12 protein-coding genes are annotated in these 16,951 nt (G+C 35.2%); 9 read left to right on the forward strand and 3 right to left on the reverse strand.

The window, feature by feature from the left end; genetic code table 11:
- The first annotated feature begins 9 nt into the window (after positions 1–9).
- The 6 genes from gdhA to IR213_RS02035 all read left to right on the forward strand — a co-directional run bounded on the left by gdhA (position 10) and on the right by IR213_RS02035 (position 9,263).
- Complete coding sequence (gene gdhA / locus IR213_RS02010; protein WP_194310645.1) at positions 10–1,353, forward strand: NADP-specific glutamate dehydrogenase; 1,344 nt, start codon at positions 10–12, stop codon at positions 1,351–1,353.
- A 138-nt stretch (positions 1,354–1,491) separates the two neighbouring features.
- Positions 1,492–3,780, forward strand: coding sequence for a type IX secretion system anionic LPS delivery protein PorZ (porZ, locus tag IR213_RS02015; protein WP_194310646.1), 2,289 nt, complete (start codon positions 1,492–1,494; stop codon positions 3,778–3,780).
- Between the two features lie 75 nt (positions 3,781–3,855).
- Positions 3,856–4,569: a DNA repair protein RecO gene (gene recO / locus IR213_RS02020; RefSeq protein ID WP_194310647.1), complete on the forward strand. Its 714-nt coding sequence runs from the start codon at positions 3,856–3,858 to the stop codon at positions 4,567–4,569.
- A gap of 188 nt (positions 4,570–4,757) precedes the next feature.
- A complete protein-coding gene (ileS, locus tag IR213_RS02025) occupies positions 4,758–8,180 on the forward strand; it encodes an isoleucine--tRNA ligase (protein ID WP_194310648.1) in 3,423 nt (1,140 codons plus the stop codon).
- Between the two features lie 7 nt (positions 8,181–8,187).
- Entirely contained in the window at positions 8,188–8,568 is a 381-nt protein-coding gene (locus IR213_RS02030; protein ID WP_194310649.1) for a TraR/DksA family transcriptional regulator, read from the forward strand.
- A gap of 86 nt (positions 8,569–8,654) precedes the next feature.
- Positions 8,655–9,263 (forward strand): lipoprotein signal peptidase, encoded by a 609-nt coding sequence (locus IR213_RS02035; RefSeq protein ID WP_194310650.1) that lies wholly within the window; start codon positions 8,655–8,657, stop codon positions 9,261–9,263.
- Between the two features lie 128 nt (positions 9,264–9,391).
- On the opposite strand, the gene IR213_RS02040 is transcribed toward IR213_RS02035, so the two are convergent.
- Genes IR213_RS02040 through IR213_RS02050 form a run of 3 tightly spaced genes read right to left on the reverse strand, consistent with a single transcriptional unit; the run spans position 9,392 to position 11,605 of the window.
- A complete protein-coding gene (locus IR213_RS02040; RefSeq protein ID WP_194310651.1) occupies positions 9,392–9,772 on the reverse strand; it encodes a hypothetical protein in 381 nt (126 codons plus the stop codon).
- A gap of 38 nt (positions 9,773–9,810) precedes the next feature.
- Positions 9,811–10,374, reverse strand: coding sequence for a 5-formyltetrahydrofolate cyclo-ligase (locus tag IR213_RS02045; protein WP_194310652.1), 564 nt, complete (start codon positions 10,372–10,374; stop codon positions 9,811–9,813).
- Positions 10,367–11,605, reverse strand: a complete 1,239-nt coding sequence (locus IR213_RS02050) for an aminotransferase class I/II-fold pyridoxal phosphate-dependent enzyme (RefSeq protein ID WP_194310653.1) — start codon at positions 11,603–11,605, stop codon at positions 10,367–10,369. Before IR213_RS02050 ends, IR213_RS02045 begins: the two co-directional genes overlap by 8 nt.
- 105 nt (positions 11,606–11,710) lie before the next feature.
- On the opposite strand from IR213_RS02050, the gene uvrC reads away from it, so the two are divergent.
- From uvrC to IR213_RS02065, 3 genes are all read left to right on the forward strand, one after another.
- Positions 11,711–13,516 carry an excinuclease ABC subunit UvrC gene (gene uvrC / locus IR213_RS02055; protein ID WP_194310654.1) on the forward strand — a complete coding sequence of 602 codons (1,806 nt, stop codon included), beginning with the start codon at positions 11,711–11,713 and terminating at the stop codon, positions 13,514–13,516.
- Complete coding sequence (locus tag IR213_RS02060) at positions 13,513–15,720, forward strand: patatin-like phospholipase family protein (protein WP_194310655.1); 2,208 nt, start codon at positions 13,513–13,515, stop codon at positions 15,718–15,720. The genes uvrC and IR213_RS02060 overlap by 4 nt, the downstream gene beginning before the upstream one ends.
- A gap of 354 nt (positions 15,721–16,074) precedes the next feature.
- Positions 16,075–16,848, forward strand: coding sequence for a DUF3108 domain-containing protein (locus IR213_RS02065; protein WP_194310656.1), 774 nt, complete (start codon positions 16,075–16,077; stop codon positions 16,846–16,848).
- Positions 16,849–16,951: the final 103 nt, after the last annotated feature.

Raw genomic sequence — 16,951 nt, forward strand, 5'->3', positions numbered from 1 at the left:
TATTTCAAAATGGAAGAAAAAATAAATAATTTTATGGCTCAAGTTGAGGCCAAAAATCCAAATGAGCCTGAATTTATTCAAGCTGTTAGAGAATTTGCTGAAACGGTTATTCCTTTTATTGCCGCGGAAAGAAAGTATGACGGCAAGCATTTGCTTCTTAGAATTACAGAACCTGAAAGAACGATAACCTTTCGTGTAACTTGGGTTGATGATAAAGGGGAAATCAGAGTCAATAGAGGGTTTAGAATTCAGATGAATTCAGCAATTGGACCTTATAAAGGAGGAATTAGATTTCATAATTCGGTTAACTTATCAGTACTTAAATTCCTAGCTTTTGAGCAGGTATTCAAAAATAGTTTAACTACACTTCCTATGGGAGGTGGAAAAGGAGGTTCTGATTTTGATCCTCAGGGTAAATCAGATGCAGAAGTAATGCGTTTTTGCCAATCTTTTATGACAGAATTATGTCGACACATAGGGCCGGAAATTGATGTTCCTGCTGGTGATATTGGTGTTGGTTCAAGAGAAATAGGATACCTATTTGGTCAATACAAAAGAATTAGAAATGAATTCACAGGAGTTTTAACAGGAAAAGGAATTGCTTATGGTGGTTCATTAATAAGACCTGAAGCAACTGGATATGGAGTGGTTTATTTCACAGAACAAATGCTTAGGACAATAGGACAGGAAATCAAAGGAAAAACTGTTGCTATTTCTGGATTTGGAAATGTAGCTTGGGGTGTAGCGTTAAAGATAAATGAATTAGGAGGAAAGATTTTGACTATTTCAGGACCAGACGGATATATTTATGATGCTGACGGAATTTCTGGCGAAAAAGTTGATTATATGCTTGAAATGAGAGCTAGTGGAGACAATAGAGCCGAAATGTATGTTGAGAAATATCCAAATGCTGTTTTTCACAAAGGGAAAAGTGTTTGGGAAGTAAAAGCTGATATTGCTATTCCTTGTGCTACACAAAATGAATTGCATGAAGCCGATGCTAAAAAATTAATTGAAAATGGGACTATTTGTATTACCGAGGCAGCTAATATGCCTTGTACTTTAGATGCCATTAAATATATATTGAGCAAAAAAGTTCTATATGCACCAGGAAAAGCGGCTAACGCAGGCGGTGTTGCGGCTTCTGGATTAGAAATGACACAAAACTCAATTCGTTTAAACTGGTCAAGCGAAGAAGTGGATCATAGATTAAAAGATATTATGGTTGGAATTCATAACCAATGCAAAAAATACGGAACTGACGAAACTGGATTTGTTGATTACGTAAAAGGGGCAAACATCGCCGGATTTGTAAAAGTGGCTGACGCAATGCTAGCTCAAGGAGTGGTTTAAATCCTTTTTAATAAATACCAAAATGCCTTCTTTCGAACCTGAGTTATCAGGATTAGATTGAAGGCATTTTTTTTGTGTGTAACAAAATTTCATTACTTTCGTTTGTACTATATTTGTGAACCAATATTTATACAAATAATGAAAAAAAGGGTTTTATATATTTTGCTTCTGATTTTTATGCAAACGGGATTTTCCCAAAACAATTTGTTGTGGCAAGGCTATTTTTCCTATAATGATATTAGGGATGTTTCTCAATCACCCACAACCATTTTTGCAGCTTCTGAAAACGCATTGTTTTCAAAAAACACAAGCACAAACCAACTTAAAACCACCAACACAATTGATGGGCTTTCAGGTCAAACAATATCGGCATTATATTACAGCGTTACATCCAATAAAACTCTTGTAGGCTATGAAAACGGGTTGATGGTTGTAATCAACGAAGCCGATGGCAGTATGCTGAATATTGTAGATATTATCAATAAGCAACTTCCTTCGGACATAAAAAAAATCAATCATTTTATGGAATATAAAGGGATTGTTTATGTTTCCTGTGATTTTGGAATCGTTCAATTCAATTTAGCCACAATGCTCTTTGGCGATACTTATTTTATTGGTAATAACGGAGCTGAAACAATCGTTACGCAAACCACGATCTTTAATGGCTATATTTATGCATCTACAAATGATGGTATCAGAAGAGCAGACATTGCCAATAAAAATTTAATTGATTTTAACCAGTGGATAAAAATTGCCTCAGGAAGTTGGTCATGTATAGAAACTTTCGATACCGAATTAATTGCAATAAATGCCTCAGGATATATTCATAAATACGATTTAGGCTCAAATTCTTTCATAGGATATTTACAACTTTCGCAAGCTGCTGTTGATATGAGAGAGAGTAATAATTATTTGATAGTCACTACAGCAAGCAGTGTATATATTTATAATAAACAATTGGCACTTGTTCGTCAAATAAACAGCAATCAAATATTGGGAAGTATTTCAACTTTCACTTGTGCGACGAGTATTGGAGATGTAATATATATTGGCACGAAAGAAACAGGATTGGTAAATACCACTATTTCTGTTACTTCAGCTTTTGAAAACAGCACTCCCATTGGCCCTTCCAGAAATAATGTATTTGCGCTTCAAGCCACAACTGATGTGCTTTGGGCAGTTTATGGGGACTATTCGGGCAGTTATAATCCATATCCTTTAGATAGTTATGGTATTAGTAAATATAGCGCAACAGGATGGTTGAATATTCCTTATGAAAAAGTTTTTGGAGCCAAATCGATATCCAGAGTTACGGTGAATCCAAATAATGAAAACGAAGTTTATGCCAGTTCTTATTTTTCGGGTTTGCTAAAAATTTTAAATGATGAGCCCAAAACGCTATACAATCAAACGAATAGCGGATTAGAATCTATAACTTTTCTGGGACCTAGCTATATTGATGTTAGAATAAACGGTGCTGCATTCGATAAATCCGGAAATCTTTGGCTGAATAACAGTCTTATTCAAAAGGGATTAAAGGTCTTTAAAACGGATGGACAATGGCAAAGTTTTTCATTGGATGGAATTTTGGATAAAAGCATTGATGCCAGTATGGGTAGAATGATAATAGATAAAAACAGCACCAAATGGTGGTGTACTAATACGGATGGTTTGATAAGTTATAATGAATCTATTAATAAATTTAAAAAAATATCATTCGGCTCAGATAAAGGAAATTTACCAACTACAGATGTCAGAGCAATTGCGGTTGATAATAGAAACCAACTTTGGATAGGAACCACAAAAGGGTTGAGAATATTGTCCAATGTAGGTAGTTTTCAAACCGATGAGCAAATGACTACAAAACCCATCATTATTATAGATAATAATTTAGCCCAAGAATTGATGTATGGTCAATTTATTACTGATATTGTTGTTGATGGAGCCAATAATAAATGGATTGGAACATTAGATTCCGGAGTGTTTTTAGTTTCGCCAAACGGGCAGGAAACCAAGTATCATTTTACTATAAATAATTCTCCACTGCCCAGCAATGCAATAAATGACATTGACATAAACAGTACGACAGGTGAAGTTTTTATAGCCACAGATAAAGGATTAGTTTCCTTCAAAGGAACCGCAACCATAGCTAATGAAGATCTGAATAATGTATATGTGTATCCAAATCCAGTGCGCCCTGAATATGAAGGAACCGTAAAAATAGCAGGATTATTAGATAAAGCCAATGTTAAAATTACCGATATTGAAGGTAATCTTGTCTACGAAACAACTTCCGAAGGTGGAACTATAGAATGGGATACCACTGCTTTTGGAAAATATAAAGTAGCTTCCGGAGTTTATCTGATTTTTGTTGCTGCCCAAGACGGCATAGAAACTAAAGTTAAAAAAGTAATGATTGTTAGGTAAAAATTGGTTGTTGTTTTGAGTTGATGGTTTGTTATTACAACCTACAACTTTAAGCTTTAAACTTTAAACTAAAAAATGCAAATTAAAACCAAAGCCATCGTCATATCTTCCCTCAAATACCAAGATAAAAGCTTGATTGTAAAATGCTTTACGCAATCTAATGGTTTAAAAACCTATTTTGTTCGCGATGCTTTTTCCTCCCGAAAATCAAACCAAAAAATAGCTTATTTCCAGCCGCTGACCATTCTTGAAATCGAGGCCGTTCACAAAAACAAAGGGACATTAGAAAATTTCAAGGAAATCAAAATTGCGACCCCATTTCAAACCCTACATTCGGACATTTTCAAGAGCACGATTGTCATGTTTATTTCTGAAATCTTGCACCATTCCATTCACGAAGAAGAAAAAAATGAACACCTTTTTGCTTTTTTGGAAACGGCGCTGTTTTGGCTCGACAATCACGACGAAACGGCTAATTTCCATTTGATTCTAATGCTCGAAATAACAAAATATCTCGGTTTTTACCCCGATATTTCCGAAATGGAATTTCCTTTTTTCGATGCTAACGAAGGTGTTTTTACTCCTTTTCACAGCATCGGTTCACTCACCGAAAACGAAACGAATTTGTTCAAAAAACTCATTCCGCTAAAATTCGACAACAATCAGAAAACCTTCCACGTGATCGAAAGGCAAATCGTTTTAAAAATCCTGATTGATTACTATACTTTTCATCTCGACGGTTTCAGAAAACCAAAATCCTTGGAGGTTTTAGCAGCCGTTTTTTCTTAAAAAATTCAGCCACGAAGGCACTAAGTAACAAAGATTTAATGCAATTTTTATTCTAAATTAGAAAAGTGTTTTTCTTTTTAAGAAACTTTGCATCCTTGTGCCATTCTGGCAAACAAAAACTCATCACTCATCACTCATAATTCATAACTATTTATTACTTTCGCACCACGATTTAAGAAAAGGATAAAATGAGCATAAAATTTACTGAATACAAAGGACTTAACTTGCCTACAGTCGCATCAGAAGTACTTGATTTTTGGAAAAAAGAAAACATATTCGAGAAGAGTGTAACCACTCGCGAAGGCAACCCACCATTCGTGTTTTTTGAAGGCCCGCCTTCGGCAAATGGACTGCCGGGAATTCACCACGTGATGGCACGTGCGATTAAAGATATATTTTGCCGTTATAAAACCCAAAAAGGGTTCCAAGTAAAGCGTAAAGCAGGTTGGGATACTCACGGTTTGCCTGTGGAATTAGGAACCGAAGCGGCATTAGGCATTACCAAAGAGGATATTGGAAAAACAATTTCCGTAGAAGAATACAACGAAGCTTGCAAAAAAACCGTGATGCGTTACACCGATGTGTGGAACGATTTGACCGAAAAAATGGGCTATTGGGTAGATATGGAAGATCCGTACATCACCTATAAATCCAAGTACATGGAAACCGTTTGGTGGATTTTGAAACAAATCTACAACAAGGATTTGATGTACAAAGGCTACACCATCCAGCCGTATTCGCCAAAAGCGGGAACAGGATTATCTTCACACGAAGTCAACCAACCGGGGAGTTACCGTGATGTTACGGATACAACTGTTGTGGCGCAATTCAAAGCAAAAAATGAAACTTTGCCAAGCGTTCTTCAAGGTTTTGGAGATATTCATATCTTGGCTTGGACGACAACCCCTTGGACTTTACCAAGTAATACAGCTTTGACCGTTGGGTCAAAAATTGATTATGTTTTAGTAGAAACTTTCAATCAATATACTTTTCGACCAACAAAAGTAATTTTGGCCAAAAATCTGGTTGCGAAACAATTTGGAAAAGGATTTTTTGCAAGTACAGAAGCTTCGGATTTTGAAAATTTCAAAGAAGGTGACAACCTGCCTGCCGGCAAGGCAGGAAAAATTCCATACCAAATTATTGCCGAATGTAAAGGTGCTGATTTAGTTGGAATTCGTTACGAACAATTATTGCCATTTACTTTGCCATACCAAAACCCAGAAAATGCTTTCCGAGTAATTTCAGGAGATTTTGTAACTACGGAAGACGGAACAGGAATTGTACATACCGCACCAACTTTTGGTGCTGATGATGCGAAAGTAGCCAAGGAAGCTGTTCCAGAAGTTCCGCCAATGCTGGTTTTGGACGAAAATGGTAATCCAGTTCCATTAGTCAATTTGCAAGGTAAATTCATCGATGGTTTAGGAACTTATTCTGGAAAGTATGTTAAAAATGAATATTACACCGAAGGTGATGCGCCAGAACGCTCAATGGATGTGGAAATTGCCATCCAGTTAAAAGAAGAAAATAAAGCTTTCAAAGTCGAGAAATACGTGCACAGTTATCCACATTGCTGGAGAACGGACACGCCTATTTTATATTATCCGCTGGATTCCTGGTTTATAGAAATTACCAAAGTTCGAGACAGAATGTTCGATTTGAACGAAACTATCAACTGGAAACCAAAATCAACCGGAGAAGGCCGTTTTGGGAATTGGTTGAAAAACGCCAACGACTGGAATTTATCGCGTTCTCGTTTTTGGGGAATTCCGTTGCCGATTTGGCGAAACGAAGAAGGAACAGAGGAGATTTTGGTTGGTTCTGTTGAAGAATTATACAACGAAATCGAAAAGTCTATCGCCGCAGGTTTCCAAAAAGAAAACCCTTTCAAAGGTTTCGAAATTGGAAATATGGACGAAGCAAATTATGATTTGGTTGATTTGCATAAAAATGTGGTCGACGAAATTACCTTGGTTTCTGCTTCCGGAAAACCAATGAAACGGGAATCCGATTTGATTGACGTTTGGTTTGATTCCGGTTCAATGCCTTATGCGCAATGGCATTATCCCTTTGAAAACAAAGATAAAATTGACGAAAATAAAGATTTCCCTGCTGATTTCATTGCCGAAGGTGTCGATCAAACCCGTGGTTGGTTTTACACTTTACACGCAATTTCGACTTTGGTTTTTGACAAAGTAGCTTATAAAAATGTAGTTTCAAATGGTTTGGTTTTGGACAAAAACGGACAAAAAATGTCTAAACGTCTAGGAAATGCCGCTGATCCATTCGAAACATTAAATGAATATGGTCCTGATGCCACGCGTTGGTACATGATTTCCAATGCGAATCCTTGGGACAACTTGAAGTTTGATTTGGAAGGAATTGCGGAGGTTCGTCGTAAATTCTTTGGAACATTGTACAACACTTATTCTTTCTTTGCGCTGTATGCCAACATCGATAAATTCACGTATGCCGAAGCAGAAATTCCGTTAAACGAAAGACCGGAAATCGATCAGTGGATTATTTCCGAATTGAATACCTTGGTAAAAGTGGTTGATGAGGCGTATGCAGATTATGAACCGACGAAAGCTGCTCGTGCCATTTCAGAATTTGTGGGGGAAAACTTGAGTAATTGGTACGTTCGTTTGTGTCGTCGTCGTTTCTGGAAAGGCGAATATGCACAAGACAAAATTGCGGCTTATCAAACCTTATATACGTGTTTATTGACTATAAGCAAACTGGGTGCGCCAATCGCTCCATTCTTTATGGACAAGCTTTACAGAGATTTAACATTGGCAACACTATCGGAAAAATTTGACTCTGTACATTTGGCAGAATTTCCAAAATATGTTGGAAACTTTGTTGATAAATTGTTGGAGAGCAAAATGCAGAAAGCACAGACCATTTCATCACTCGTTTTATCTCTTCGAAAAAAGGAAATGATAAAGGTGCGTCAGCCATTGCAAAAGATAATGATTCCGGTACTTGACAAGGGTTTTAGAGCTGAAATTGAAGCTGTTACTGACCTCATAAAAGCTGAAGTAAACGTCAAAGAAATCGTGCTTTTGGATGATGCTTCGGGGATTTTGGTGAAACAAATTAAACCTAATTTTAAAGCACTTGGACCCCGCTTTGGAAAAGATATTGGATTGATTTCCAAAGAGATACAGAGTTTATCTCAAGAACAAATCAGTCTGTTAGACAAGGCAGGAAGTATAGATATTGTTATTTCGGGAAATAGCATAACTTTATCATTGGAAGATGTAGAGATTTCTTCCCAGGATATTGAGGGCTGGCTGGTTGCCAACTCGAACGGAATAACGGTTGCGCTGGATATTACGATTTCTGAGGAATTAAAAGAAGAAGGAATTGCCAGAGAATTGGTAAACAGAATTCAGAACATAAGAAAAGATTCGGGATTTGAAGTTACAGATAAAATTAAAGTACATTTGAAAAAGAATTCCGAGTTGGAAAAAGCTGTGAAGGCAAATGAAGCATATATTAAATCAGAAACATTAACTGAAACATTACTATTTGAAGATTTCATAATTGACGGAATTGAAATAGAATTCGACGAGATAAAAACCAAAATATCAATTACAAAATAACCAGAAAATGACAGATGAAATTGCAAGATACTCAGACGCTGACTTAGCCGAGTTCAAGGAATTAATACTTAAAAAAATACAAAAAGCGCAAGCAGACCTGGATTTGATAAAGAGTGCTTATATGAACGATTTAAATAATGGAACTGATGACACTTCGCCTACTTTCAAAGCATTTGAAGAAGGAAGTGAAACCATGTCCAAGGAAGCTAATTCACAGTTGGCAATCCGTCAGGAGAAGTTTATTCGTGACTTGAAAAATGCCCTTTTCCGTGTAGAAAACAAAACTTACGGGACTTGTAAAGTAACAGGTAAACTAATCAGCAAAGAAAGATTATTGATAGTTCCTCACGCCACAATGAGCATCGAAGCAAAAAACCTGCAACGATAATTCATAAATCATAAAGCAATTAACGCTCCGTTTGGAGCGTTTTTTTTAGAAAATAGCATTACTTTTGCAGCATTAAAATTTACAAAATGACATTACGAAAAGCGTATCTGATAGTTTTTATCATCTTACTAGTTGATCAACTTTCTAAAATATACATCAAAACTAATTTTATTTACGGCGAAAGCGGACAAATCGACGTCACCGGTTGGTTCAAAATCATATTGATAGAAAACGAAGGAATGGCTTGGGGAACAGTGATTCCGGGGATTTACGGAAAATTGTTTCTTACTATTTTTCGTCTCGTTGCCGTTACGGGAATAGGCTATTGGCTTTGGGATTCTGTCGAAAGAAAACACAGTTCAAATTATTTGATTATAGCAATTTCTCTGATTCTTGCAGGTGCTTTTGGCAACATTATCGACTCTGTTTTTTATGGGGTAATTTTCGATGACAGCTATGGTCATTTGGCTACTTTATTCACGGACAAACCTTATGGAACTTGGTTTCACGGAAAAGTGGTTGATATGTTGTACTTCCCATTATTCGAAGGAAACTGGCCAGAATGGTTCCCAATTTGGGGTGGACAACACTTTAAATTCTTCAATGCGATTTTCAACATTGCCGATATGGCGATTTCTACAGGCGTTGGTATTTTAATTGTATTCAACAGAAAAGCATTTCATCATCAGCATTAGGAGCTTTTTCCTGCTTTACACTCTATCTTTTTCTTTTTAAAGGAAAAAGAAAAAGGATGCCGTTTCAATCAGGGCTAGGAGATTGGGATAACTTATAGAAATTGACTAAAAATAGCTTGATTAATTTTCTATTTTTTATATTCAACAAAATAGACTACGACTGTCATTATTGGAATTAAAAAAGGAAGTCCACACGAAAACCAAAAACCACAATTAAATAAACGTTTTCTGAATTTTTCACTATTATTTTTATTAAAGTTTTTGTCTGACCAATGTCCAAGATTATAAAAAGTATTAGCAATTCCAATCATCATTAAAAAGCCAATCGCTTGAAATAAAATTGTAAAAAGTGTTATTTCATATTCCTTGTTATAAGGTAAGATTAAGAACTCTCCTAAAATTGCATAACAAATAAATGAAAGAATACCGGAAATCATTAATCCTTTATTGTATTTAATTCTTTGTTTTGCCCACCATTCTATACTTGGCAAACTTGTTTTATCTAACATTAACTTAAGGTATTTGGTTATTATTTAACGAATATAATTTAAAACCTATAAACCTCATTCGGAGTCACGCAATAATCCAACTTCACATCGTTTTCAAAAACATCTTCAATCAGTTCTTCGGGTTCAAAGAAAGAAAGCCCAATTTTGATGGTTTCGGGTTTGCATTCGGTTAAGAATTTATCATAAAACCCTTTGCCGTAACCTGCGCGATGTCCCGTTTTATCAAAAGCCAAGAGAGGCACAAAAACCACATCGATTTTGCCGGTTGGAACTTCCAAGCCATCAATAGGTTCTGGAATATTGTATTCGTTTTTCTTGATTTTGGTATTGTCCGTCAAAAGAAAGTGAGTCAAATTGCATGTTCCGAAATCACATTTTGAAATCACGATTTCTTTGTCTTTTCCAGAAAGCAAATGCAAAATAAATTCGGTATTAACTTCTTTATGTTCTGTAATAGGTAGAAAAATATGGAAATAAATTTTCTCCCAAATAGGCAACGTCAACACTTTATTGGCAATAGCCAAACTCAAATCGTCGATTTCAGCATCGCTCAACTCTTGCCTTTTGCCTTTATACTTTTGCCTTAACTCTTTTTTAAGCATTGATAGTTGCTTTCAACTCGTTTATAAATGAAGTCAAATGTTGCACTTCTACGTGATCCATTAGCACAACTTTGTACCATTTATTATTTTTATTGTGTTGCTCGGGAACCAAATCAAATTTTACGGCAATTTCTTCCGGGATATATTCAGAATGGATGGTTACAATATTCATAAAAGGTTCTCTGAAATATTTGATGTTCAATTCGTCTAGTTCGTGGCACAAAAACTGGGTTCGCATTTGCAAAACACTCACTTTTTCGAACCATCCAAAAGGCCCATAGGTAAACAAAATCATCCAAACCGCAACAGCATTGGCGCCAGAACGACTTCCGCAAAGGGTTAAATCCATTCCTTCAATATATTCAGCTTCCTTGGTCAAAACGTTTTCAATGAGTCCTTTTCGGCAAATAAAAACCCCAGTTCCATAAGGTGATTGCAACATTTTATGAGCGTCAATCGTGATGGAACTTATCTTTGGATTACTGAAATTAATGGTCGATTTCTGGTTGCTAAACGGATAAACAAAACCGCCGTAAGCACCGTCAATATGGAGTTTGTACTCGGCATTGAGTTTTTCTAAAATCGAAGTATAATCTTCGGGATTGTCGACTGAGCCAAACATTGTCGTTCCCATATTGGCAATGGCAATAAAATATTTTTTTCCGTTTTGTTTCGCTTTGATAATTTCATTTTCCAATGCCTTTTTGTCAATTTCTCTTTTTTCGAAAGAAACAGGGATTTTCAACCAATCCAGCATCAAAACATTGGCTCCTTTCGGAATGGAATAATGGGTGTCTTCGGAAGCTAAGATGGCGATTTCATCTAATTTTGCACCTTTTTGATGCATAAAAAAATTGCGATACATCCACATAGCTTGAATGTTTGCTTCGGTTCCGCCAGGCGAAATATAGCCGTCAAATGAATCAGGTTCCGCCTTGAATATATCAACTGCAATGACGTTCAAAACTTCGCGTTCCATTTCTTGGGTTCCCTTAAAAGCTTTCTCGGAAGTCCCCAAAGTGTGACAACCAATATGATTGGGGTTTGCCACATAGGTTTTCAAGGTTGGCGCATCTTGCAAAAAAGGCGCATCGTCATAAAATACTTTTCCATCCAGTTTGGAGGCCGGATAACCAAGGGAAGCATCTTTGGAGAAATTTACATTTTCTGCCAAGGCTCTTTCTATTCTATTTTTTCGTTCTTCTTGCGAGAGTTTTTTCCAGTAAATCATATAAAAAATATTTTTCACAAATATAATTTTATAAATCTTCATAAATGTGAAAATCTGTAGGTTTTCTGAATTTGGAACTTGAAGTTTTTCAGTTAACTTTGTTAAATGAACAACCCAACTCTCGAACTTCAAATTCAAACCTTGCCTGACGGTCCCGGTGTGTATCAATATTATGATAAGGAAGGGAAAATTTTATATGTGGGCAAAGCCAAAAACCTAAAAAAGAGAGTTTCTTCTTATTTTAATAAAATTCACGATACGGCCAAAACGAATGTGCTGGTCAAGAAGATTGTAACCATAAAACACATCGTTGTTCCTACCGAAACTGATGCGCTTTTATTGGAAAATAATCTTATAAAGACGCTCCAACCAAGATATAATGTTTTGTTGCGGGACGACAAAAGTTATCCTTGGATTTGCATCAAAAAAGAACCTTTTTCGAGAATATTTTCCACCCGAAGATTGGTCAAAGATGGCTCGGAATATTTTGGTCCTTATACGAGTTTTAAGACGGTTCATACTATTTTAGATTTAATAAAAGAATTGTATCCACTGCGGACTTGCAATTATGATTTGTCCAAATCGAATATCGAAAGCGGGAAATTCAAGGTTTGTCTGGAATATCATATTGGCAATTGCAAAGGTCCTTGCGAAGGTTTTGAATCTTTAGAAAATTACCAAAAACAAGTGGATGCTATTCGGGAAATTCTCAAAGGAAATTTCAAAGAATCAATGAAGGATTTCAAAAAAGTGATGACCGATTTAGCAAGTAAAATGCACTTTGAAGAAGCCCAAAAAATAAAAGAAAAAATTGAAGTGCTCGAAAATTATCAATCGCGTTCGACGATTGTAAACCCAAAAATCACCAATATCGATGTGTTTTCGATCGTCTCTGACGAAAGCGCCGCCTTTGTGAATTTTCTTCAAATTTCCCACGGTTCGATTATTCGTTCGCACACCATGGAAATTAAAAAAAAATTGGACGAAACCGATGATGAGTTATTGGAGTTGGCGATTATTGAACTCAGGGAGCGTTTTCATTTATTGTCGAAAGAAATAATAGTTCCGTTTGCTGTTGAAGTTGGTGAAAACATAAAAGTTACTGTTCCACAATTAGGTGACAAAAAGCAAATTCTGGATTTATCCATTCGCAACGCCAAGTTTTACCGAATAGAACAATTGAAACAACTGCAAATTGTGGATCCGGATCGTCACGCCAACCGAATTATGGCACAAATGCAAAAGGATTTACGATTGCCGGTTGAACCTCGACACATTGAATGTTTTGACAACTCGAATATACAAGGAACCAATCCCGTAGCGGCTTGTGTGGTTTTTAAAGATGGAAAGCCCAGTAAAAAGGACTACCGACATTTCAATATTAAAACGGTCGAAGGACCGGATGATTTTGCTTCGATGACCGAAGTGGTCTACAGAAGATACAAGCGATTATTGGATGAAAATGAACCTTTGCCACAGCTCATTATTATTGATGGAGGGAAAGGACAATTGTCATCAGCTTTGAAAAGTATTGATGAATTGGGGTTGCGCGGAAAAATCACTATAATTGGCATTGCCAAAAGATTGGAAGAATTATTTTATCCGGGCGATTCGATTCCGTTGTATTTGGACAAAAAATCGGAAACTTTGAAAGTCATTCAGCAATTGCGAAATGAAGCGCACCGTTTTGGGATTACTTTTCATAGGGATAAAAGAAGTAAAGCGGCGCTTAATTCTTCGATAGAAAGCATCCCGGGAATTGGCGAAAAAACGATGCTGGCGTTAATTCAACATTTCAAAAGTGTTAAAAGATTAAAACTAGCCACCGAAAAAGAAATTTCGGACGTTATAGGTATGTCGAAAGCCAAAAAAATTACGGACTTTTACAAAATGAACAGCGAATCAAAATGAAAAATTTTATAGTATTCTTTTTTCTTGTTTTCACATTTCTCCCGTCTTTTTCGCAAGACACCATCAAAAGACCAAAAATTGGATTGGTTCTTAGTGGTGGCGGTGCAAAAGGATTTGCACATATTGGTGTTCTTAAAGTATTGGAAGAGGCAGGAATAAAAATTGATTTTATTGGTGGAACTAGTATGGGAGCTGTTGTTGGCGGACTTTATGCTTCTGGATATAATGCAACTCAAATAGATTCAATTGTTACGGTGACTAATTTCGACAACTTATTAATTGATTATGTTCCGCGTTCTTCTAAAAGTTTTTATGAAAAAAGGAATGATGAGTTATATGCTTTGATACTTCCGTTTAATAAATTTAAAATTGAAATACCACAATCGCTTTCAAAAGGGATGTTTAACTACAATTTATTTAACAGGCTAACTTTGCATGTAAGGCATTTAAGAGATTTTAACCAATTGCCAATTCCTTTTTTATGTATCGCCACTGACATTGAATTGGGGAAGGAAGTGGTTTTAAATAAAGGAGTTTTGGCGCAAGCTTTATTTGCCAGTTCAGCATTGCCATCTGTATTTTCGCCAGTAGTAATCGACGGGAAACTTTTAGTTGATGGCGGTGTTATCAATAATTATCCAATTGAAGAGATTAGGAAACTTGGAGCGGACATCATCATTGGTGTTGATGTACAAAGCGGACTGCGGGACAGGGCACAACTTAAAGATGCCACAAAGATTTTATTTCAAATCACGAATCTTCAGATGATTGAAAAAATGAAGATGAATTCGATAAAAACAGATATTTACATAAAACCGGACATTAAGGATTTTGGGGTAGTATCTTTTGAAAAAGCGAAAGAAATTATTTTAAGGGGAGAAGACGCCGCATTCTCTGTTTACGAAGAGATTGATAAATTATCGGATAAGTCAAATCCGTATAAAAAACCAAAATTAAAAATTGAATCGGATAGTTTACACATTGTAAACGTTGTTTGTGATAATTTAGACAATTATTCAAAAGCTTATATCGAAGGGAAATTAAAATTCAAATCAGGAGCTAAAATCAGGTACAAAGATTTAGAAAAAGGAATCAATAATCTTGATGCAACACATAATTTTGGAACAGTAACGTATTCATTGGAACAAAATGGATTGGGAGACGACTTGATTCTTAACTTGATTGAAAACCCTGTAAAAACCTATTTAAAATTTGGACTACATTATGACGGACTCTATAAAAGTGCGGTTTTGGCAAATATCACGAATAAAAAGATGCTTTTTAAAAACGATGTTGCTTCGTTCGATTTAATAATTGGTGATAATGTGCGATATAATTTAGACTATTATATTGATAATGGATATAATTTGAGTGTTGGGTTTAAATCACAGCTGAATCAGTTCAATAAAAATGTTACCAAACAAATCAGTAATTTGCCTCTTACCCAATTAGTAGATGTGAATTCTATAAATATTAATTTTCTGGACTTAACAAATCAGCTTTATTTCCAATCTATCTTTGCCCAAAAATTTCTAATAGGTGCGGGTTTTGAACATAAATATCTGAATATAAATTCCGAAACCCTTGCTTCCGCAAACCCAGTATTTGACATAAGTAATTACGGCAGTGTTTTTGCTTATATGAAATACGACTCTTTTGACAATCAATACTTCCCTACAAAAGGATGGTATCTTACAAGTGACATACATAATTATTTGTTTTCTTCTAATTATACCGGAAAGTTCAATCCTTTTTCAATTGTTAAAGCTGATGCAGGATTTGCAGTCAAAATTTTAAAAAAAGCCACATTCAAGTTTCAAACGGAAGCGGGTTTCTCCATTGGAGACCAAAGCGTTCCTTTTTTTAACTTTGTTTTGGGCGGTTATGGGTTTATCCCTATAAATAATTTCAGACCTTTTTATGGATATGATTTTTTGAGTCTTGCCGGCAATAGTTATTTAAAATCCTCTGCAACGGTTGACTACGAAATTTTTAAGAAAAATCATTTGAACTTTACCGCTAATTATGCAAACATAGAAAACAATTTTTTTAATTCTCTTGACTGGATTTCCCTGCCAAAATATTCAGGATATGCAGTAGGTTATGGTATGGAAACAATAATTGGACCTTTGGAAATTAAATATACTTGGTCTCCGGAAACCAATAAAGGATATACTTTGTTTAGCATTGGGTTTTGGTTTTAATTTAGAATTTGAAACTCTTTTAACCCAAAACGATGAAATAAAAATTACGAAGAAGGTTGAAAAAGCAGTTTTTTTTTATACAATATGAAAAAATAACCAACAAACAGTATTTGTCTTTGCATGCAATGTGTTAAACTTTATTTTTTTTTAAAACATTCTTGATTTATAAAATACCTTTGCACTCGCAAAAAGGGAAGGGGTGGTTTCCTTCCTGATTTCGTATAAATTTCATAATTTATATTTTTTGGTTAGTTAATAGCATGAATTCTCAGTCATTATTTGACTGAGTTTTTTTGTTTTAATATATTTGGAACAAAATTTGCTTTTGCAGTTATAAATAGTCCAAATAGAACAATGAAAAAAATAATTTTATTATTAATATTTATTACTGCTGTAAGCTTTAAATCTCCAAAAGAAGATTCATATACCGTTGGCGAATGGTTTAGATTTCGAATACATTATGGGTTTGTAAATGCTGGTTACGCCACTTTGGAAGTTAGAGACGCCAGTATAAACGACAAAAATGTTTTTCATGTTATTGGCCGGGGGTACACTACTGGAGTGTCCAAACTTTTTTTTAATGTAAATGACTTATATGAAAGTTACATTGATAAGGAAACAGGGAATCCATATCAGTTTGTCAGAAAAATCAACGAAGGAGGCTACACAAAAAATCAAGAAGGATTTTTTAATCATTCAGAAAACAATATTCTCGTAAAAGATTATAAACACGCTACAGAAAAAACTGTTTCGATCCCCAAAAACAGTCAGGACATTCTGTCGTCTTTTTATTATTTGCGAAATTATCAAAATATTGACAAAATGAAACCGGGAGAATTCGTGGCAATTGATATGTTTTTGGATGATACAATCACTAAATTTAGGTTAAAGTTTATAGGACGTGAGGATATTACAACTAAATTTGGGCTTATTTCAACAATGATTTTTAGACCATTGGTTCAAACCGGGCGCATTTTCAAAGAAGAAGAAAGTTTAACTGTTTGGATTTCAGACGATGACAATAAATTACCTATAAGAATAAAAGCAAATCTTCTTGTGGGTTCAATTAAGGCAGATTTAGAAGCTTTCAAAGGATTAAAATACACTTTTAAAGTAAAAATAAAATAATAACAATTGATATTCGGTATTCATTTTAACCGTAAAAGAGTTTGAATGGCAACTATAATTCATTCAAAAATTGTGACTGTATGAAAAGAAAAATAATTGAATA

The sequence above is a fragment of the Flavobacterium soyangense genome, from assembly GCF_015277675.1.
In the GTDB taxonomy this organism is placed as follows: Bacteria; Bacteroidota; Bacteroidia; order Flavobacteriales; family Flavobacteriaceae; genus Flavobacterium; species Flavobacterium soyangense.